Origin of the sequence: Breznakia sp. PFB1-19 (assembly GCF_029893935.1) — a bacterium.
Lineage (GTDB): Bacteria > Bacillota_I > Bacilli_A > Erysipelotrichales > Erysipelotrichaceae > Breznakia > Breznakia blatticola.
This window is the reverse complement of the sequence record NZ_JARXXJ010000008.1, coordinates 39,317-59,205: the sequence shown is the minus strand read 5'-3', so window position 1 is coordinate 59,205 and position 19,889 is coordinate 39,317. Positions and strand designations below refer to the sequence as shown.

At 32.5% G+C, this 19,889-nt stretch carries 21 protein-coding genes; 5 read left to right on the top strand and 16 right to left on the bottom strand.

Annotation, left to right across the window (positions count from 1 at the left end; genetic code table 11):
* Positions 1–32 precede the first annotated feature (32 nt).
* Positions 33–458 carry a GNAT family N-acetyltransferase gene (locus M2098_RS05615; protein WP_280682389.1) on the top strand — a complete coding sequence of 142 codons (426 nt, stop codon included), beginning with the start codon at positions 33–35 and terminating at the stop codon, positions 456–458.
* Positions 455–1,684, top strand: coding sequence for an FtsW/RodA/SpoVE family cell cycle protein (locus tag M2098_RS05610; protein WP_280682391.1), 1,230 nt, complete (start codon positions 455–457; stop codon positions 1,682–1,684). The genes M2098_RS05615 and M2098_RS05610 overlap by 4 nt, the downstream gene beginning before the upstream one ends.
* A 14-nt stretch (positions 1,685–1,698) precedes the next feature.
* Here M2098_RS05610 and M2098_RS05605 read toward each other — a convergent pair whose 3' ends face one another.
* The 5 genes from M2098_RS05605 to tmk all read right to left on the bottom strand — a co-directional run bounded on the left by M2098_RS05605 (position 1,699) and on the right by tmk (position 5,791).
* Positions 1,699–2,472 carry an enhanced serine sensitivity protein SseB C-terminal domain-containing protein gene (locus M2098_RS05605; RefSeq protein ID WP_280712710.1) on the bottom strand — a complete coding sequence of 258 codons (774 nt, stop codon included), beginning with the start codon at positions 2,470–2,472 and terminating at the stop codon, positions 1,699–1,701.
* Positions 2,473–2,543: 71 nt separating this feature from the next.
* A complete protein-coding gene (gene rsmI / locus M2098_RS05600; protein ID WP_280682395.1) occupies positions 2,544–3,392 on the bottom strand; it encodes a 16S rRNA (cytidine(1402)-2'-O)-methyltransferase in 849 nt (282 codons plus the stop codon).
* A complete protein-coding gene (ricT, locus tag M2098_RS05595) occupies positions 3,385–4,212 on the bottom strand; it encodes a regulatory iron-sulfur-containing complex subunit RicT (RefSeq protein ID WP_280682397.1) in 828 nt (275 codons plus the stop codon). Before ricT ends, rsmI begins: the two co-directional genes overlap by 8 nt.
* A gap of 3 nt (positions 4,213–4,215) precedes the next feature.
* The gene (locus tag M2098_RS05590) at positions 4,216–5,169 is read right to left on the bottom strand and encodes a DNA polymerase III subunit delta (RefSeq protein ID WP_280682399.1); all 954 of its coding nucleotides are present in this window, start codon (positions 5,167–5,169) and stop codon (positions 4,216–4,218) included.
* Complete coding sequence (gene tmk, locus M2098_RS05585; protein ID WP_280682401.1) at positions 5,162–5,791, bottom strand: dTMP kinase; 630 nt, start codon at positions 5,789–5,791, stop codon at positions 5,162–5,164. The genes M2098_RS05590 and tmk overlap by 8 nt, the downstream gene beginning before the upstream one ends.
* A 132-nt stretch (positions 5,792–5,923) precedes the next feature.
* Here tmk and M2098_RS05580 point away from each other — a divergent pair, with 132 nt between their 5' ends.
* Complete coding sequence (locus M2098_RS05580) at positions 5,924–6,751, top strand: histidinol-phosphatase HisJ family protein (RefSeq protein ID WP_280682403.1); 828 nt, start codon at positions 5,924–5,926, stop codon at positions 6,749–6,751.
* A gap of 30 nt (positions 6,752–6,781) precedes the next feature.
* Here M2098_RS05580 and M2098_RS05575 read toward each other — a convergent pair whose 3' ends face one another.
* Together M2098_RS05575 and M2098_RS05570 are read right to left on the bottom strand one after the other, a co-directional pair.
* Positions 6,782–7,831 (bottom strand): Mbeg1-like protein, encoded by a 1,050-nt coding sequence (locus tag M2098_RS05575; protein WP_280686161.1) that lies wholly within the window; start codon positions 7,829–7,831, stop codon positions 6,782–6,784.
* Positions 7,832–7,852: 21 nt separating this feature from the next.
* The gene (locus tag M2098_RS05570; RefSeq protein WP_280682406.1) at positions 7,853–8,821 is read right to left on the bottom strand and encodes an L-lactate dehydrogenase; all 969 of its coding nucleotides are present in this window, start codon (positions 8,819–8,821) and stop codon (positions 7,853–7,855) included.
* Between the two features lie 159 nt (positions 8,822–8,980).
* Between M2098_RS05570 and M2098_RS05565 the strand changes: the two genes are divergently transcribed.
* Together M2098_RS05565 and murI are read left to right on the top strand one after the other, a co-directional pair.
* Positions 8,981–9,805 (top strand): Cof-type HAD-IIB family hydrolase, encoded by an 825-nt coding sequence (locus M2098_RS05565; protein WP_280682408.1) that lies wholly within the window; start codon positions 8,981–8,983, stop codon positions 9,803–9,805.
* 26 nt (positions 9,806–9,831) lie between these two features.
* Positions 9,832–10,587, top strand: coding sequence for a glutamate racemase (gene murI / locus M2098_RS05560; RefSeq protein ID WP_280682410.1), 756 nt, complete (start codon positions 9,832–9,834; stop codon positions 10,585–10,587).
* 4 nt (positions 10,588–10,591) lie between these two features.
* Here murI and M2098_RS05555 read toward each other — a convergent pair whose 3' ends face one another.
* The 9 genes from M2098_RS05555 to M2098_RS05515 all read right to left on the bottom strand — a co-directional run bounded on the left by M2098_RS05555 (position 10,592) and on the right by M2098_RS05515 (position 19,862).
* On the bottom strand, positions 10,592–11,356 hold the full coding sequence (locus M2098_RS05555; RefSeq protein ID WP_280682412.1) for an SDR family oxidoreductase: 765 nt from the start codon (positions 11,354–11,356) through the stop codon (positions 10,592–10,594).
* A gap of 10 nt (positions 11,357–11,366) precedes the next feature.
* A complete protein-coding gene (locus tag M2098_RS05550) occupies positions 11,367–12,500 on the bottom strand; it encodes an ABC transporter permease (protein WP_280682413.1) in 1,134 nt (377 codons plus the stop codon).
* On the bottom strand, positions 12,487–13,608 hold the full coding sequence (locus tag M2098_RS05545) for an ABC transporter permease (RefSeq protein ID WP_280682414.1): 1,122 nt from the start codon (positions 13,606–13,608) through the stop codon (positions 12,487–12,489). The genes M2098_RS05550 and M2098_RS05545 overlap by 14 nt, the downstream gene beginning before the upstream one ends.
* Before the next feature lies 1 nt (position 13,609).
* Positions 13,610–14,542, bottom strand: coding sequence for an ABC transporter ATP-binding protein (locus M2098_RS05540; protein ID WP_280682415.1), 933 nt, complete (start codon positions 14,540–14,542; stop codon positions 13,610–13,612).
* A gap of 79 nt (positions 14,543–14,621) precedes the next feature.
* Entirely contained in the window at positions 14,622–15,542 is a 921-nt protein-coding gene (locus M2098_RS05535) for a permease prefix domain 1-containing protein (protein WP_280682416.1), read from the bottom strand.
* The gene (locus M2098_RS05530) at positions 15,529–15,870 is read right to left on the bottom strand and encodes a PadR family transcriptional regulator (protein ID WP_134169030.1); all 342 of its coding nucleotides are present in this window, start codon (positions 15,868–15,870) and stop codon (positions 15,529–15,531) included. Before M2098_RS05530 ends, M2098_RS05535 begins: the two co-directional genes overlap by 14 nt.
* A gap of 111 nt (positions 15,871–15,981) precedes the next feature.
* On the bottom strand, positions 15,982–16,218 hold the full coding sequence (locus tag M2098_RS05525) for a hypothetical protein (protein ID WP_280682418.1): 237 nt from the start codon (positions 16,216–16,218) through the stop codon (positions 15,982–15,984).
* A gap of 70 nt (positions 16,219–16,288) precedes the next feature.
* Positions 16,289–17,857: a 2,3-bisphosphoglycerate-independent phosphoglycerate mutase gene (gene gpmI, locus M2098_RS05520; RefSeq protein ID WP_280682420.1), complete on the bottom strand. Its 1,569-nt coding sequence runs from the start codon at positions 17,855–17,857 to the stop codon at positions 16,289–16,291.
* Between the two features lie 67 nt (positions 17,858–17,924).
* The gene (locus M2098_RS05515; protein WP_280682422.1) at positions 17,925–19,862 is read right to left on the bottom strand and encodes a hypothetical protein; all 1,938 of its coding nucleotides are present in this window, start codon (positions 19,860–19,862) and stop codon (positions 17,925–17,927) included.
* Between the last annotated feature and the right edge of the window lie 27 nt (positions 19,863–19,889).

The following is a 19,889-nucleotide window of genomic DNA, read 5'->3' as shown; positions in this document are numbered from 1 at the left end:
AATGTCCATTTCTATGCTATTATAATGATATTATGAAATTTAAGAAAGCAACGACACAAAAAGAAATATTTCAACTTATGCGTATCCGAATTGACGTATTTGTGATTGAACAAGAAGTAGATCCAAGTATTGAAATTGATGATGCGGATGGCTTATGTGATCAATACGTACTCTATGATGACAATGAGCAAATCGTTGGTACTTGTAGAGTCATCATAGAAAATGATTCTTGGCACGTAGGACGTGTAGCTGTAAAAAAAGAGGACCGCAAACATAAGTATGGAAGTTATATGTTACAACAAGTAGAACTACTTGCTCGTCAAGCAAATGCAAAACAACTTGCGCTTGGCGCACAAGTAACTGCAATGCCTTTTTATGAAAGAAATGGATATGTTGGATTTGGTGATATCTTCTTAGATGCACATATTGAACATAAAATGATGGTGAAACAATTATGAGTAGAAGAAGACAAAACCTTTCCAGGGTTCGCCAACCACAAAAGTTTGATTACATCTTATCGTTAATCATCGTACTATTCTTTGTGGCTTCAATTATCACCATTGCTGCTTGTAAACCACTTTTACCTGTTTACTTAAGTTTATGGGGACTAGATGGTGTACTCACAAAACAAATTCTATTTTATATTCTTGGAGTCATCATCATTGCCGTAATTATTTATTTCGGTAATGATAATCTCTTTGATTTTGCGAAGATTGGCTATTTCATCTTCTTAGCATGTCTGGTGTATTTGTTTATGTCCAGTCAAGTGGTCTATCGCTTCACTGGTCGCTATTTGCCACTCGCTTCTCCTGTAAATGGTTCAACCGCGTGGCTACAAATACCCTTACTAAATATACAACCTTCCGAGTTTATGAAGGTTATGCTAATTATTATTAGCGCTTATGTAATTGAGCAACATAACGAAATGAAAGAAGATGATTCCTTTGAAAGTGACATTCACTTATTTATTGAGTTATTAAAATGGATCTTAGTTCCTGCCATACTCATTCTACTACAACCAGATACCGGAATCTTCATTTTGATTCTATTCTCGATTATGGTTATGGTTATCTGTTCTGGAATTCGTAAAGAATGGTTAATCTTTGGTGGAATCGTAGTTGTCGCTGCAGTTGTGCTATTCTTATATTTATTTTATTTCAATCAACCATTATTTGTAAAAATATTTGGTGATAGTTATAAGGTTAAGCGTATCTATGGTTGGCTGTATCCTGAAGAATATTCAACAGGTGTTGGTTTACAACTATACTCATCCCTACTTGCGATGGGTTCTGGTGGTTTATTTGGACATGGTTTCCAAGCCAGTCTTATCAGTTTTCCAGAACCACATACAGATTTCATCTTCGCGGTTATTGGAATGAACTTCGGATTTATTGGCTGTTTATTTGTAGTTGGTTTATGTGTTGCCTTAGATGTGCGTTTATATATTATTGCATCCAGGTCAAAAAATAGTATTGAGAAATTGATGGTCATTGGTTTTCTAGCCATGTTCATCATTCAACAATTAGAAAACATCGGAATGGTTGTTGGATTATTGCCAATAACCGGAATCACTCTCCCACTTATTAGTGCAGGTGGTTCCAGTATGTTATCCTTCATGATTGCCTTTGGTATTATTATGAATGCATCATTAAAAGCAAAAAAGTTATCAGACTATGTATATTAGTCCGATAACTTTTTTTATCTTCTAAACCAAGATTTTTTCTTCTTATAGAAAGGTTCATAGCTTTTCACTGCACTTTGACCAAAGTCACTTTGCAATTCAACCATATCTAAAAATTCACCTTTATCTAAATATTGTGGTGCTAAACGACCAATCTTAGGAAAATCAACTTCCTTTTGCGTTGTATCAACCACCATCAAATAACTACCTTCGCCATCTTTCATCATATATAGCAAGTATGCACTCGAAACACTTTTTAATGTTGGTAATAATTCTTTTACTGCATCAATGAGTTTCGTTGGATATTTCGCAGGAATTCCGATTTGCACAGAAGTTTCCTTTTCAACAACAACTTTTTTTGCACCAGATAACATATCTCTGGTAAATAAGAAATTCTCAGTAAACGGATTAATGACAAGTCCTGCATATGATTCATTTTTTAACACTAATGATTTTCCATCCTCAAAAGATACCATAAGTGTTTGTTGGCCTTCTTGTTTGAGCCATTTCCCCAATTCATTCCAATCGGTAAAGTATGGCAGATAATACTCATTATTTGCATTTGTAATTCCTACAAAACTAATTGTTGAGCCTTTTTCTAATACTGTTTGATTTCCATCTTGTTCTCTTGTTTTTGCATCCAGCTTTACTGGTACTAAAAATATCGCTTGTTCCAATTCTTGAAAAAATGCGAGTTCATTTTCTTTGGTTGGTTGTTCCTTCAACTGTTTCATACAAGCAACAAGCTTTGGATTGACCACCGGTTTATTTACATCATAATCTTCTCTCATATGTTTCCCTCTTTTACATCACTTATATGTATTATAACGCAAAACAAGCCGACATGACTGTCGACTTATCTTTATGCTTCATTATGGAATTCACGATACAAGTAGTTTTTGGATACACCTTGTTCCTTTGCAACCTTTTTGATTGCTTCTTTACTGCTCATTCCATTTTCCATATATTGTTCTACTTTTTCTTTTAGCAATGGTAAAGGCATGACATCTTTTTCTTTGTCGCAACCTTCAATAACAACAACCATTTCACCTTTGATATCATCAACAACTTCAAGAACTTCACTGATCTTTCCACGAATAAATTCTTCATGCATTTTTGTTAGTTCTCTTGCTAAACAAATATTGCGATCTCCTAATACTTGTAAGCTTGTTGTTAACATCTTTTCAATGCGATGTGGTGCTTCATAGAAAATCATCGTATATGGAAGACCTTTTACTTCTTCTAAAAATTTTGCACGTTTGTTTTCTGTTGCATCCATAAATCCATAAAATACAAATGGTTGTGGTATTAGCCCACTAGCTACAAGTGCATTTAAACATGCACTACTTCCAGAAATCGGTACAACATTGTATCCTTCAGCAATCACTTTTTCTACTAAAATATGACCTGGATCAGAAATACAAGGGTATCCTGCATCACTAACTAGGGCAATATTTTTTCCTTCTTCAAGAAGTTTAAGAATTCCTTTTACACTTTCATTCTCATTATGTAAATGATGTGCAATGATATTTGTTTCAACGCTAAAGTGATGACATAGTTTTTTGGTATTGCGTGTATCTTCAGCAGCAATCACATCAACTTCTCTTAAAACTTCAATAGCACGTGGTGTCATCTCTTGTAGATTTCCTATTGGAGTAGCAACCACATAAAGCGTTGCCTTTTCATTATGAAAACTTTTTTGTCTAATCATAAAGTTTTACATCCGGTAATAGAACATTGATATCTACAAACTGGATGTCCTCCTTATTTTCAATTTTCGCTTGTTTTAATAATAAGTTGTAACTTGTAATACGATATTGTTTTCCATTGAACTCAATTCGTGAATTGATCTTTGGTAAATCTTTACGCATTTCTGTATACAAGTCATCTTCATAGCGTAGACAACATTTTAACTTTCCACATTGTCCTGATAACTTTTGAATATTCAGTGCCAACAATTGGTTTTTTGCCATGTTAATTGAAACCATTTCAAAATCACTCATATATCTTGAACAGCATGTTTCTTGTCCACATTGCCCAAGTCCACCAATCATTTTTGCTTTATTACGTGGTCCTACTTGACGTAGTTCAATACGACAATGGAAAATTGATGCTAAACGTTTCAATAATTCACGAAAATCGACACGTTCTTCTGCAACATAAACAAAGGTAATTTTGCTTTGATCTAATGTATATTCTGCTTCAATTAAATTCATATCTAAATTTAAGTTTTTAATTTCCGCATCACAAGTTTTTAGTGCTTCCTTTGCTTTTTCCTTGTTTACCTCAAAACGCTCTTTATCCTTCTTACTTGCTTTTCTAAGTACAGGCTTAAGTTCCATCTTTCCTTTATGTTCTTCAATTGATAAAACATCTCCAGAAACATGTGCCATCTCAATTCCACGAACGGTTTCAACGACAACTAGATCTCCAGATTGAAAATCACTTTGTGTTGCACCGAATGTATATGCACGTCCATGTTCTTCAAAACTAACTGGAACGACATGTGTAAATGCATCTTTTTTACTCATCCTTTACACCTCCATTTCATATAAAAATTCATCCATCAATAAAGCGATATTTACCCCTTTACGATTTTTATCTTTCATTTGATTGCATACAACCATGAATTTTGTTGCTAATGAATCATCAATAGCATTCAATAGTTGATCATAACTTGTAATTGCTGTATGTTGTTGCATCAACTTATCCTTACCTAAACTCACTAACATTTCAAACATATATTTTGCGACTAAGCGAACTTCACGTTTCCCTTTCGCGAACCCTTGTTGGATGAGTACGTTAACATCACGATCCCGATTGCTTATTTTCTTCACAAACGTTTCAAATAGATAACGTGCATGCTGATACTCATCACTTTCTTCAATCGCAATAATGTTGGATAAATCCACTTGCATGTGGGAAAGTAGATATGCATCATATGCATCCATATCTTCTTTTAATTGATCATACACCGTTCCATCTTTTTGCTTATGAAAATGTATCATTTGGCATCTTGATTTAATTGTATCTAACAATTGATCTGGATGTTCAACTAACAAAATTGCCATAACTGGACTGGTTGGTTCTTCCAAAAATGTCAACAAACTATTTAATGCACTTGGGGTTGTATTTTCTGCATGATCAATAATATAGATCTTCATTCCTACACTTTCCAAATTAGTTTTGGCAAATTCTTCTTTTAGTTTTATCACATCATCTTTTTTGATCGAAGTTGTAGTTCCATCTAAATAAATAAAATCTGCATAGTTGTGGTGCATGATTCTTTGACAAGTATCACATGTCTCATCAGCAAACCCAACACTCTGACAAACCAAACTTTGTGCAAGCAACATTGCCGTTTCTTTTTTTGGTGTATTTTGATCTCCAACAAACATATATGCATGTGCCAAACGATTATTTAATAATGCGTTTTCTAGCACTTGATATACTCTTGGTTGTTCGCGTTTTAAACGTTCTTTAAACATGATCGATTACTTCTTTCACCTTTCGATATGTATCTGCATATACAGCTTCAACATTTTGATTTGCATCAATAACAGTAATTCGTTTTGGATACAATTTAGCAACTTCATCATAACCCTTTGCAACTAGGTAATGAAAGCTTTCACTTTCTTGATCCAAACGATCTAAGTGTTTTCTTGATGCAATTCGTTGCAATCCATTTTCAGGATCCACTTTCAATAATAAGGTTGCATCAGGCATTGTATCTGCAATTGCAAATTGATTCATTTGGTAGATTTCTTCAATCCCAAGACCTCTAGCTACCCCTTGGTATGCTAATGATGAATCAATAAAACGATCACATAACACAATCGTTCCAGCTTCTAGTGCAGGAATCACTTTTTCAACTAAATGTTGACGACGTGCAGCAGCATAAAGTAACGCTTCTGTTCGTGCATCCATTGCAGTATGTTCTGGATCAAGAATTAATTCTCGAATTTTTTCAGCAATCTCAATACCTCCAGGTTCTCTGGTTTGAATCACATCGTATCCTTCTTCAATTAATTGCTCATATATTTTTGTAGAAATCGTTGTTTTTCCACAACCTTCATTTCCTTCAAATGTTATAAATGTACCTTTTTGCATACATACCTCACGTTCACTGATTATTATACCATTTTTCTTTCTGCTTTTAAGTATTAAAGCGTAAAGATACATTATGATAGTTGTGAGATGAAATCTTTGTGCTAAAATAGTACCTATGAATGGAGAGTACTTATGAACTATATTGCAGACTTTCATATTCATTCGCTATTTTCGAATGATTCTGAAGAGCGCTTAGAAAATATTATTGAACAAGCGAAAGCTAAAGGTGTTAAGGAAATATGTTTTACTGAACATGTGGATTATGGAGTAAAATTCGACCATGATGATCCTGAACATCCAAATGTGGATTCAACACAACGTAATGTTGATTACCCTTTATATATAAAAACACTGACACAACTACAACAAGACTACAAAGATGATTTAACGATTCGTATTGGTTTAGAATTTGGAATGCAACGTCATCGTATTGATACTTACCAAAGACTATACGATCGTTTAGATTTGGACTTTGTTATTCTATCTTGTCATGAAATTGATGATAAAGAGTTTTGGACATATGACTACCAAAAAGGTAAGGATGAAGATGAGATGAGCATGGGATATTATGAAGAACTATATACTCTTGTAAACTCCTATAAAGATTATTCAATTTTAGGTCACTTAGACCACCTAGAACGCTATATTCCAAATCATTATCCCTTTGAAAAAAGCAAAGACATTATTACAAAGATATTAAAAATTGTTATTGCTGATGGAAAAGGAATTGAAGTCAATACTTCAAGTTTTGCCTATAAATTGCCTGATTTAACACCAGCACGTGAAATTCTTGAACTATATTATGAATTAGGTGGAACTATTATTACACTTGGCTCTGATGCACATACTGCAAATCGCATAGCAGATCACTTTGAAGAAGTAGCTACTATTTTAAAAGAAATTGGCTTTAGTCAATATTGTACATTTGAAAAAATGAAACCAATCTTCCATGCATTATAAAACGAGAGATATTTAATATCCCTCGTTTTTTTATCGTCTTAACATTTCTGATACAACTAAACCAACAGTTTTCATAATTGCATCACGTTTTTCTTTTTCTACTTTTGTTAGTGAACGTAGTAACATAATCGATGTTTGTGACCATGAATTTGTTAATTGTGCTACATCAGTTATTTGATTATCATCAAAAATTTCACTAAGACTTACTATAAATGTTTCACGTTCTTGATGTGTCAAACTAAGCAAAGCATCTCGTGCCTTTCGATTGATCTGATAGAAACGACTATCCAGTTGATCAAGATATATAAAGTTAGTATCCTCTATCATCCATGTATATAAATTATGTTGCAATAACCATCGCTCATTACTTTTCACTATGCGATAGTTCTCTTCATTTTCAAAAAACAAACCAAAAAATGTTGCTTGCGTAACAAACTTATAATAGCGATTTTGAATAGGTTCAAGTGACTCAACACTTTGTAAAGCTGGTCCATCAAAATTATAAATTGCTTTGATTTTTCGTTGTACTTTTTTATTTACATGTAACGATGCATAGGTGGCAATACTTCCACCTTTCGAATGTCCAACCACAATTGCTTTTTTAAATGGATGTTTCAGCATTTGTTCAAGATAACGTACACCATCTTGTTGCGCAGGAACAACTGGATATACTAGCATATGTAAATCTTCTTTCCACCCTAATATTGAGGTGTCTGTTCCTTCAAATACAATATAATACATCTGTTTATAAGCAAATGTTAGTGCATGAAACTGTTCACATGTTTCTTCATTGATAATCTTAGTTTCATTAATTAGTTGTATGTTTTGATATCGTTTTGCATGAGCAAGCGCAAGTAATAAGCGTCGATTATCTTTTCCACTTAAATAACCTGCTTCTACTTCTTGTAAGTCTAATAAATGTGCTATTTGTTTTAGCTTTGGTTTTGCATAAATGTTTCGTATAGTTCTATAATCGATATAACTGAGTTGGGCAAAAATTAGTGCATCAACATGCGTAAAAGGGAGTTCTTTCAAACTCCTGTTTTGATATTTTTGGATGTATCGAAAAATATCGGACATTTGATCAACTCCCTTTGTACATTAAACTTCTTGAATTACTGGTAATGCAGTTTCAGTGAATACTTTTTTTAATGATTCACATGACTTATCAAATTTTCCTTGATCTACTTCATTTAGTGGTAACTTAATTACTTCTCTTACCCCTTTACGACAAATAATTGCTGGTACACCAATGTATAGTCCTTTTTGACCATACTCTCCATTTTGATATGCACTTACTGGAATTACAACATCTTCATTATTTAAAATTGCGAGTACAATCTTATTTAATGATAAACCAATTCCATAGTTTGTGACACCTTTTAATTCGATAACTTCATATGCAGCATCACGTACTTCTTTATAAATATCTAATAAATCACTGAAGTCCTTTCCTTTTTCATCGATATAGTTAAGTAAACTTTTTGCACCTACATAACAGTTAGTCCATGATACGAAACTTGAATCTCCATGTTCTCCTAAAATATACGCATGAATACTTCTTGGATTAATTCCCAAGTAATCACTCATTAAGAAACGCAAACGTGCAGAGTCAAGAGATGTCCCAGAACCAAACACTTGATTATGTGGAAGTCCAGTCACTTCTTGGGCAACACAGGTTAATACATCTACTGGATTACTTGCGATAACAAGCACCCCATTAAAGCCACTTGCTTTAATGTCCTCACAAATTTCTTTCATAATTCGTGTATTGATTGCAGTTAACTCTAAACGTGATTGTCCAGGTTTTTGATTTGCTCCTGCAGTTACCACAATGATATTGGCATCTTTACACTCTTCATATCCACCTGATTTAATAACCATCTTTGAATTTGGAGCATATGGAAGCCCATGACTTAAGTCCATTGCCTCTCCTTTTGCTTTTCCTTCATTGACATCAATAAGTACAAGTTCATCAATACCATTCGCCATTAATAATGTATACGCCATACTCATTCCAACAGATCCTGTTCCTACAAGTACAACTTTTCGATCTTTGATTGTTCTCATAATATCCTTCTCCTGTTCTTTACCTTATTGTACATGCTTCTTGTCTTTTGTACCAACGTTATGAATTATCAGTTTGTTTATAAGTTGTTAGCACCATATTTTGGGTAAACTTTTGCCAACCTTTTCAAATCCTGTATAATAAGGTAGAGGTATATATACATGTATAAATTAATAGCTACAGATTTAGATGAAACTCTACTTAATGATGACCATGAAGTCTCATTAAAAACAATGCAAGCAATTCATAAAGCACAAGAACAAGGAATCTATATTGTTCCTTGTAGTGGACGTGCACCAGGATTTCTAGCAAATCTTTATGATGAATTACATATCAATGATGATCACAACTATAGCATACTAGCAAATGGATCAATTGTGATTCAAAACAAAAACGAAACCATCATTTCAGCAGTAAGTATTCCTTTTGAAATTGGAAATTCGATATTTAATGATGCTACTGATAAGGGATACTGTGTAGAAGTTTTTACTCCTTCAACAGTTTATGTGTTTCAAGTAACAACCGACGAAAAAGAACGACTTCTTAGTTTTGGTAAACGGATGCAATTTATTGATAACATAAACTATTCGATTTTTGAAAACCAAAAAGTGTTGAAAATCCTCATCGTAAAAGATGGTGGAATACCAGAATTTCAAGAGTATGAAGCCACTCATACCCATGTGTTTGAAAATAAAGTTTGTGTAAGTTACTCAAGTAATCGATATATGGAAATCAACCCTTTACATGTAGATAAAGGAACTGGATTACTTGCACTTGCAAAACATTTGAATATCCCAATTGAACAAACCATTGGTGTTGGTGATAACTTTAATGATATTGGATTAATGAAGACTGCAGGCTTAAGTATTGCTGTTGCAAATGCAATTCCAGAAATAAAAGAACTTGCTGATGTCGTTCTTCCTTATACAAATAATGAAGATGCGATTATGCATGTACTTGAAGAATATGTATTTTCAAAAAAGTAGTGATATAATGATTCAAGGTGATATAAATGAATAATAATCCAATTGGCGTCTTTGATTCTGGTCTTGGTGGAATCAGCGTCCTTAACACATGTTTGACAATCTTACCAAACGAACATTATATATATTATGGTGATTCTTTACATGCACCATACGGAACCAAGCAAAAGGAAGATGTCCTTGCTCGATGCATTGAAATCTGTGACTACTTTATCCAAAAGAATGCAAAAGCAATTGTTGTTGCTTGTAATACTGCAACCAGTGTTGCAATTACTGAACTTCGTAAACGTTATAGTATTCCAATTATTGGCATGGAACCTGCCTTAAAGGTAGCTGCACATAATAAAGAAAATAAGAATATTATTGTGATGGCAACACCATTAACTTTAAAAGAAGAAAAGTTTGCATCATTAATGGCTAATTATGCAAACAATAATACGATTTTAAAAATGCCGTGTCCTGAATTTGTAGAAATCGTGGAACATGGAATGCAAGATGTCCAGTCTAGAGTAAACAAACAAATCGATGTATATAAAGATCTTATTCAAGACTTGCATATTGATAGTATTGTCTTAGGTTGTACACACTTTTTGTTTGTAAAACAAGAAATCGAGAATTACTTTAACCACAATGTTCAAATGATTGATGGAAATGAAGGAACTGCTCGACAACTAAAACACTTACTGGAAATCGATGGAAATCTGGGAAATCATAAACAAAAAGTGGAAATATTCAATTCGGATGAATCGAAACTTCCACTTAGTTATCAATTAGTAGATGCTTAGGTATCTACTTTTTTCTTGCCATAATATACGACACTGCTTTATTTACGAAAGCATTTGGTAAGAGTTTTGTGCAGATATACCCTAGTTTATTGTATACACCAGGAATAATCATCATCTTATTTTTCTTCAGTCCCCGATATGCGGTTTTCGCAACACTCTGTGCTTCCATGACATGCATGGTAAACAAGTGTGTATCTTCTGCATCTGATTTCGATGCAAATAGTGTTCTTGTTGCTCCTGGACATAATGCACTTACTTTCACTTTGTATGGTTTACATTCATTATGCAGTCCTTTCGTAAATGAAAGAATATATGCTTTTACTGCTCCATACACTGCTGCATTTTCTAGGCCAACAAAACTAGCCATACTAGCGACATTGAGTACACTCCCATATTGATGTTTTACCATTTGTGGAACATAGTAATGACATAACTCCGTAAGGAAATTATTTTGTAGTTGTATCATTTCCATTTGTTTTTGTAAGTCACTATGTACAAATGCTCCATACTCCATAAAACCTGCATTATTTACAAGTGCATCTACTGGATCTTTGATTTCGTTATATAGTAACTTGGCTGCATTTGCCTGACTTAAATCAAGTGCATAAATTTGTACTTGAATGTTATATGCATGCTCAAGCTCTGCTTTTTGTTGCTCCAGTTTTAGTTTGCTACGTGAAACAAGGATAAGATTGTATCCATCACTAGCAAATAATTTTGCTAACTCATAACCAATCCCACTCGTTGTTCCTGTAATTAATGCGTTCATGTATGACTCCTTAGATGATGTTTTTACGTTTTTGTTTTTGAATAATAAAAGCCACAATAAATATCACAACACCAAACAATAAAACAATTCCCATATTTTGATAAATTGGTGTTAGCTGTTTACTATCCATTTTTGTCAATTCGAAAATCAGATCATTATTTCTAACAAAATAGTAACTTGGTGTAAACTTGGCAACCGTAAGTACGCCATCCGTTAATAACGACTGTTGAACAAAACTACCACTCACGAAAGCTAAGAATAAACTAATAACATTTTGCATTCCACCAATGACTTCACGTTTCTTCACAAAGACACATAGTAAATAACCTAATGCAAGCGATGGCACAACTATACATGCTAAGTTAAGAATGTATAAATGACTACCAATAGCTTTCATTGCATTTCCAAATACACCATATGCATACGCTGTTGAACATAATACAAAGATTGCTCCTAATGTAATAGTTGCTAAGGCAATTTGGAAGTTATAACTCTTATTAGAAATCGGTGAAATCATCAAACGACGTTTAATATCTGTCTTATTTAATTCAATCATAACAATTCCAATAGCAGCAATAAGTCCACTAAAGAATGAATAATTCAAGAAGTTGAATAAGAAGTTAATTGGTAAGTCATCTTTTTGTTGGACGCCTGTATACGCAATTTCTTCTTTCATATCTTCATTGGTTGCTTTAATGACATCCTTGATATCACTATTTCCATATGTTGCATGTGCATACAGTGTATCTGTATAGTTTGTTACATAACTATCCACGACATATGCAGATGAACTATCTGGTAATTGTTTCTTTTCTAATTCGATAACTGCTTGACTATCAAGTGATGCTTCATATCCTTTTGGAATATACAATACATAATCCACTTGACGATAATACATCGCATCTTCGATGTCTGCTTCTTTGACATCTTGCAATTCAACTTTATCTTTTAGATATGTTGTTAGTGCTTTGGATGCTTCACTTTGATCTTGGTCAGCAATGACTACTTTTGCTTTTGTCTCAATTGACGATGATGCACTATCTTGTACAAACATAAATGACATCGCAAATGCAATAAGTAATGTCACGATTACCGACCACTTGTTTTTATATATAATACGGAAGAATAACTTAAAGACTTGCATATGTTTTCCTCCTTAATACTTGATATGAAATCACGAGTAATACTACACCAATACCAACCATTACACATGCGTTGATATACACAGGTTGCATATCACTATAGTAATACATCATATTAAATGAGTTCGTAATAAGTGATGCAGGATTGATGTATTTAATCAGCGGTGAAATTTGTTCTAGCATATATGGCATTGTGTTAATCATCATTCCTGCTAAAAAACAGCTAAATAATGAACCCATACTTAAGATGGTCATATTCGTATTTTCTCGCAACTTTGATACACTTCCCACAAAGATTCCTAATGCCAAACTCATTAACATTCCAGAAACTGAAGTAAGTACAAGTAATCCCATTTGATTTCCAAAATCAATACCGAGCACAAATATTAAAAATGCATAGGCTATACATAATTCAATGCTCAAAAGTATAAACATCGCTAGAAAATCAATACACACAACTTTTAACTTATTTGTTGGTGCAACATTTACGCGTACTGCGCGATCACTTTGATTTGCTTGTGAATCCTTCATACTTTGCAGTCCATAAAATGAACCATATAGAATTGTCATGGCAATTACTGTATAAAAATACTGCATTACTGGATCTTTACTTCCTCCAGCTGCTGTTTTTTCTTTTACATTCGTATGTATACTTGATACATCTTGAATGACTTGTTCACTGATCATTGTTGGATCCTTTTTTGCAAGTTGTGTAACTGTGCTTTCTACTTGAATGTATGAATTTGCAATCTGTTTTAAGACACTTAAATTCATCCCTTTATTAATTGAAAGTAGTTCTGGTTTACTATCACAAATAAAGATTGCGTAGATTTCATTGTCTTCTAACATTCGATTGGCTTCTTTTTCACTTGTTTCGTGTAGAATCAGTAGGTTGTTTTCTTCATCTGCTAGTGTATCAAGTACACTTTTAAATGTTTCATTTCCTTTATCTACAACCGCTACTTCGATTGGATCGAGTTTTTCTGCTTCCATAAGTCCACCAAATGCAAAATGAAATAATAACGATAATGCAATTGGAAATAGTAAGGTCCAAAATAGAAAACTCTTATTTCTTGTAAAGACAAGAAAACGATACTTGAATAAATGCATCTTAGTCTCTCAATTCTGTTCCAGTAAGTTCTAAGAACACATCATTCAAGGTTGGACTTTCACTATGTACCTTTATAAAGTCTACTTTTTCTTTTTTAAAGTAGTTTAATATTTCAATCAATGTTCCATTATTACTTTGTACTTCAAGTTCAAGTAATCCATGTGCATATTGTACTTTCTTTAAATCTTCTCTTGCTTTCAGTACTTCGATTATTTCCTGGGAAATATCTTCTAATTCAAAAATGATTTTCTCACGGATGGAGATACTTTCTTTCAAACTATCTTTAGTTCCTTGTGCAATCACTTTTCCTTTATCCATGATTACAATACGGTCACAGATTTGTTCCACTTCTTCCATATAGTGTGTTGTATAAATCACAGTCGCTCCTAATCGATTTAATTCTAAAATGTTTTCTAGAATTCGATTTCTTGATTGTGGATCTACAGCAACCGTTGGCTCATCTAAAATAATAAGCTTTGGTTTGTGTGCAATTCCACAAGCAATATTCAAACGACGTAATAATCCACCACTTAATTCCTTTGGAAACTTCTTTTGAAAATCTTCGATTCCCACAAATTGAATGGCTTCTTTTACATATTCTTTTCGTTTTTGACTATTTTGAATATATAACCCACAAAAGTAATCAATGTTTTGGTATACCGTTAACTCTTCAAATACAGCAACATTTTGCATGACCAAACCAATGTCCTTTTTAATGTCATTTGCATCTGGTGACATTGGCTTATCAAATATTTCAATACTTCCTTTTTCATACGTTAGCAGTGATAATAAACAATTGATTGTTGTTGTCTTCCCACTACCATTTGGACCAAGTAGTCCTAAGATTTCCCCTTGTTGTACGTCAAGATCTAAACCATTAATTGCTTTAAAATCCCCATAACTCTTTTCGAGCCCTTTAATTGATACAATCATAATTCCCTCTTTCTGTTTAACACAAATTTATTTTATAGTATCTTTTTATCTACGACAAGTCTTGCAAGTCTATAATTGATTATTTGTGTATAGCTTCAGCAAGAACAATTACCGCCAAAGCAAATAAGTAAACAACCCAAGCAGTTGCCCACCATCCATATATCATTCCTAAAGTTACATAGATAGCTGTAGCAAGAATCCAAGCTACTGGAGCTACTTTATCACTTGCTTTTGCTGCCTGTTTTTCATTTTGTAGTTCTTCGTAGTTATCATTAAGTAATGTACGATACATCGTTTTTGTAGTTCCTGCATGTACACATAGTACAACTCCTAATGCAATTAATGCAAAGAATGTTACATTTGCAATGACCTCTTTAAATACGTATTCAATCACTGTATATCCTGCAACTGCACTTATAAAACAAAGCACTCCGATAATAATTTCAACAACAAATGCTAATTTTGATTTTTCATATGCTTGAATTATTTCCGTTTTTGTTTGATAGTCAAGTTCAATCATATCTTTCATGTATTTATATCCATCCATACTCATACCTGCATAAATAAACAATCCTACAGCACAAGCAATTGGGAAAAAGAAGAAGATTCCACTTAATGCATTTGCAAAGCCAAATGAATATAATTCACTTGCTACATATCCCAAACTTAATCCTGCAAATATACATACTAAACCAATACAAACTAAAGTTGTTTGCTTTTTATATTTACGAATGTATGTATGTGCATCTTCACTTGATACATATCTTGCATCAACAGAAATGCTTTCTTTTTCAATATTTAACTCTCTTAATAGTTCATCCATATCACCAAATTGTTGAAGAACTTCTTTGATTGCATCTGTCTCGCTCATACCCGCTTCACGATATTCGTGATATGCATCTTCCATATGATCTTGTAGATTCATTTTCATTTCAGCTACTTCTTTCGTTTTTGGTAAGTCTTTGAACATCTGTTCTAAATACGCTCTAATTGTTTCCATTTTTTTCTCCCTTGGTGAACTGATTAATCACTTCTTTAGTGACTTCCCACTCTTCGCATTTTTCTTTGTAATAGGCAATTCCTGCATTTGTTATTTTGTAATAGGTTCTTCGTTTCCCAAATGTTTCATTTCCATAATAGGAAGTAATAAATCCATTTTTTTCTAAACGCGTAAATGCAGAATACAATGTCGTTTCCTTCATTTTGTATTTTCCGTTTGATAATTGCTCTATTTCTTTTGATATCTCATATCCATAGTTGTCTTTTTCTAGTAACACTGCCAGTATCATCGTGTCGTTATAGCCACGACTTACATCACTACTAATCATTGTTTTCCTCCTTTTACTCCATCTGATGTACTTCATCTGTCATAGTAATATTAGCACATGTACTACGACAGGTAAAGTAAAATATATAAAAAGGATAAAATTAATTATCCTTTACAGTAATTGAATGATTGCTGCACCTAGAAAACATAGACCACCTATCACCCATATAATGACTGCACTCATTCCTAATCCACTTGTTTCTTTCCTGCGATAATACCTGAATGCAAAGTAGAAAAAGTAAAAAGCTAACATTATATTTGCAATATATGTTGGAGCTTTCCAAATTACTACACATGTAATACATGCATATAGCATTATAAATCCGTATTCTTTTAAAAATTTCTTCATCTTGTACTTCCTTTTCTATACTGTAGCACAAAAAGAAAAGGAATGAATCACATTCACTCCCTAATTCTTATTAGTCGATCATTGCAGGTTCCCATTCTTCTTTTGTTGGTAACCCTAATAATTTAACAACTGTGTTCGCTACGTTAGCTAATCCAAAGTCTCCATCTTTAACTTTTACATCTGCGTTGTAGAAGATAAATGGTACTTTATTTAATGTATGTGAAGTTTTTGCTTTAAGTGCAGCTCCTTCTTTTTTAGGTTTTTCATACATTTCATCAGCATTTCCGTGGTCAGCAGTAACAAGCATTACACCATTTACTGAATCAATTGCATCTTGAAGACGTTTTAATTGTAAATCAACTGTTTCTACTCCAATAATTGTAGCTTCATAATTACCAGTGTGTCCAACCATATCTCCATTTGGATAGTTTACACGTAAGAAATCATATTTACCAGATTTTATTGCTTCAACTAATTCATCTGTAATTTCAGCAGCTTTCATCCATGGACGTTGTTCGTAAGGAACTACATCACTTGGAATTTCTACATATGTTTCTAATTCTTCATCGAATTTTCCAGCACGGTTTCCATTCCAGAAATATGTAACGTGTCCATATTTTTGTGTTTCACTAATTGCGTATTCTCTAATTTTATTTTCTACTAAGTATTCCGTCAAAGTATTTTTAATTTTTGGTGGGAATGCTAAGAAGTGTTCAGGAATATTTAAGTCTGAATCGTATTGTAACATACCAGCAAATTTTACATCTGGTTTACGTACACGATCAAATTTATCAAAATTTTCTCTTTCAAATGCTAAACAGATTTCTTGTGCACGGTCTCCACGGAAGTTGAATAAAATTACTGAATCTCCATCTTCAATAGTACCTACTGGATTTCCATCTGCAGCAATAACAAACGCTGGTAAGTCTTGGTCAATTACACCAGTTTCTGCACGGTATGTTTCAATTGCTTCTTTTGCAGATGCAAATTGTCTACCTTCACCTAATACGTGTGTTTTCCATCCTGCTTCAACCATTGGCCAGTTTGCTTCATAGCGGTCCATTGTAATTTGCATACGACCACCACCTGATGCAATGATTGCATGGAAGTTATCATCGTTAAGTTCTGCAAGTTTGTTTTCAAGTGCATCTACATATTCAAGTGCACTTGTTTCAGGAACATCACGTCCATCTAATAAGATATGAACACGAACTTCTTTTGCTCCTTGTGCTTTTGCTTGTTCTAACATTGCAAATAAGTGGTTAATGTGTGAGTGCACATTTCCATCTGATAATAATCCGATAAAGTGTAATGTTTTGTCTTTAGCACTATCTACTAAATCGTTCCACGTTTCACTTTCGAATAAATCTTTACTTTCAATTGCTTCGTTTACTAATTTAGCTCCTTGTGAGTAGATTTGACCACAACCTAATGCATTGTGTCCTACTTCAGAGTTACCCATATCTCCATCACTAGGTAAACCTACGGCTTTTCCATGTGCTTTAATTGCGATATTTGGGCTTGTTTCATATAAATTATCCAATGTTGGTGTAAATGAATTAGTTACAGCGTTTCCAAATTGGCTGTCATTGATTCCAACACCATCCATTACGACTAATAAAACTGGTTGTTTACTCATTTTTGCTTCCTCCTGATCATTCTAATGACGTTCTATATAAATATAGCACAATTCGTGAAACTTTTAACTAATTTGTTATTCTATTTGCAAATTCGTTGCTAAATCTTTCTAACGCTTCTCTTAAGTTATCTGAACAAAACTCATACTCATGTGGGTTTAGGCAAACAACGAGTCTATCATTTAGATGTAGCATATAATTAATTTCTGCTCTCTCTTTGCTCTTAACTTTCGTTAAATTCATTTTATTTGCTTCTCGTAGTAAAACAGCTTTTTCTAAAACAGAATAATTATCAATATCAATTTGATCATAAATGCTTTCTTCAAAAGTTTTTAAATTTATTTTATGATTTTCATTAATTCTCTTTACAATTGTATTTTCATCAGTATTCTTCTCATCAATTAACCTATGCAATTCTTCACTCGTTGTAATATGTAAAATACACGATAAATAACTATATATAATTGAGGCATTTCTTCCTTCATAAAGCATTCTTAAATTAATAATTTGCTGATAGTAATCATCTGACTTTTTTATTCTTTCAACTAAGAAATCATCAAATTTATTAAAATCTTTCTTTTCAATATCAATCAAGTCAACAATACCATTTTCATTTTTTAAATACTTAATTACACCTACATTGTTATGTCTTGAATTGACTGCATATTTAGCAAAAACACTATCATGTGACATGACAACAACAGTTTTATTCTTAAGTATATTAAAAATGTATTCTGTTAAAATCGATCTTCTATAATGATCCATAGCAGAAATTGGATCATCAATAAAAATTAAATCAGTCTCTTTTTTTTCACAATCTAATAAAAACAGTATAAAAGATATAGTGTTTTTTTCTCCATCCGATAATGATTCTTTTCTATCTTTTTCTTCTATATCATTATGATGAACTAATTTGTATTCTGTAATTTCACTTTTACTATACTTAGCTTGTATCTTATATGGAATATTACATTGATTTATTAAATTATTTATTTTTTTCGTTTTTTTAGAAAGTAATTTATTTGTTTTTTTTCTTGCCTTATATGCCTCATTGATTAGCATATTTAGTTTTTTATTATATTCATTTACATATGGAACTAGCATTGGGAAGTAATTATTAAATTCTTTATTTATTTTTATTTTAGTTAATTTTGAGTGTATCAAGTCTTCATTTTGATTAGATAATCTTGCAATGGCATTGCTAAACTCATCAAAAACTAATAAAGCGACCATAATATCTCTTATTGTGTTACTTAAATTCTTAATTCCAGAAGTCGTTGTAGGAATTGGAGAACTTGTTACTGCATTTATATCAGCCTCATTTAATCTCAACACTTTAAAACTTTTGTTATCAACTTCTTTTATTCTATTTAACTTCCTTTGCTTTGTTTTTGATAATTTCTTATCACAAAAAGGACATTCTTCATTTTCTATTAAATCTATTCCGTCTAATAACCATTGATTCTTTTCATCAGTATTGCTTTGTAAATAAGCAAATGCTGAATTTGACTTCTTCGAAATATCTATTGTTAATTTATTGATCTTAGCAGTAGCTTTTAATTCATAAGTTGACGTTTTTAATTTTGTTCCTCCTAACTCTTTTGCTAATTTTTTATAACATCCAACTAGATCATTTATTCGTTCTATTTCATCTTTGATATTTATTATTAGAGTATCAAAGTCTATCTGTATTTGCTGATATTCATTATCGTCATCAATTAAAATATCAAATATTGAATCATTTGATGTAGGAAATATATATTTATTTTCGCAACTAAAATCAAATTGCTCGATATTATATATTGATGGATCTTTTCCATCAATTAGTATTTTTGTATCACTATTAACCCCTATCATTTTATTGAATTCTAAATCTTCTTTATGTATTGCTTTGTTTATTGAAGATTTACCTGTCCCTGAAAGACCAAACACAAAGTTTATTTTGTCATCAACTAAATCCATATCTAATTTCTTAATATTTCTATATGTTTCTATTTTTATATGCATTTTGCACCCCCTATTACTATATATATT

Bases quoted from the DNA above. Each gene is read 5' to 3' on its own strand.
- M2098_RS05615 (WP_280682389.1), top strand. From the start codon at position 33: ATGAAATTTAAGAAAGCAACGACACAAAAAGAAATATTTCAACTTATG.
- M2098_RS05610 (WP_280682391.1), top strand. From the start codon at position 455: ATGAGTAGAAGAAGACAAAACCTTTCCAGGGTTCGCCAACCACAAAAG.
- M2098_RS05605 (WP_280712710.1), bottom strand. From the start codon at position 2,472: ATGAGAGAAGATTATGATGTAAATAAACCGGTGGTCAATCCAAAGCTT.
- rsmI (WP_280682395.1), bottom strand. From the start codon at position 3,392: ATGATTAGACAAAAAAGTTTTCATAATGAAAAGGCAACGCTTTATGTG.
- ricT (WP_280682397.1), bottom strand. From the start codon at position 4,212: ATGAGTAAAAAAGATGCATTTACACATGTCGTTCCAGTTAGTTTTGAA.
- M2098_RS05590 (WP_280682399.1), bottom strand. From the start codon at position 5,169: ATGTTTAAAGAACGTTTAAAACGCGAACAACCAAGAGTATATCAAGTG.
- tmk (WP_280682401.1), bottom strand. From the start codon at position 5,791: ATGCAAAAAGGTACATTTATAACATTTGAAGGAAATGAAGGTTGTGGA.
- M2098_RS05580 (WP_280682403.1), top strand. From the start codon at position 5,924: ATGAACTATATTGCAGACTTTCATATTCATTCGCTATTTTCGAATGAT.
- M2098_RS05575 (WP_280686161.1), bottom strand. From the start codon at position 7,831: ATGTCCGATATTTTTCGATACATCCAAAAATATCAAAACAGGAGTTTG.
- M2098_RS05570 (WP_280682406.1), bottom strand. From the start codon at position 8,821: ATGAGAACAATCAAAGATCGAAAAGTTGTACTTGTAGGAACAGGATCT.
- M2098_RS05565 (WP_280682408.1), top strand. From the start codon at position 8,981: ATGTATAAATTAATAGCTACAGATTTAGATGAAACTCTACTTAATGAT.
- murI (WP_280682410.1), top strand. From the start codon at position 9,832: ATGAATAATAATCCAATTGGCGTCTTTGATTCTGGTCTTGGTGGAATC.
- M2098_RS05555 (WP_280682412.1), bottom strand. From the start codon at position 11,356: ATGAACGCATTAATTACAGGAACAACGAGTGGGATTGGTTATGAGTTA.
- M2098_RS05550 (WP_280682413.1), bottom strand. From the start codon at position 12,500: ATGCAAGTCTTTAAGTTATTCTTCCGTATTATATATAAAAACAAGTGG.
- M2098_RS05545 (WP_280682414.1), bottom strand. From the start codon at position 13,608: ATGCATTTATTCAAGTATCGTTTTCTTGTCTTTACAAGAAATAAGAGT.
- M2098_RS05540 (WP_280682415.1), bottom strand. From the start codon at position 14,542: ATGATTGTATCAATTAAAGGGCTCGAAAAGAGTTATGGGGATTTTAAA.
- M2098_RS05535 (WP_280682416.1), bottom strand. From the start codon at position 15,542: ATGGAAACAATTAGAGCGTATTTAGAACAGATGTTCAAAGACTTACCA.
- M2098_RS05530 (WP_134169030.1), bottom strand. From the start codon at position 15,870: ATGATTAGTAGTGATGTAAGTCGTGGCTATAACGACACGATGATACTG.
- M2098_RS05525 (WP_280682418.1), bottom strand. From the start codon at position 16,218: ATGAAGAAATTTTTAAAAGAATACGGATTTATAATGCTATATGCATGT.
- gpmI (WP_280682420.1), bottom strand. From the start codon at position 17,857: ATGAGTAAACAACCAGTTTTATTAGTCGTAATGGATGGTGTTGGAATC.
- M2098_RS05515 (WP_280682422.1), bottom strand. From the start codon at position 19,862: ATGCATATAAAAATAGAAACATATAGAAATATTAAGAAATTAGATATG.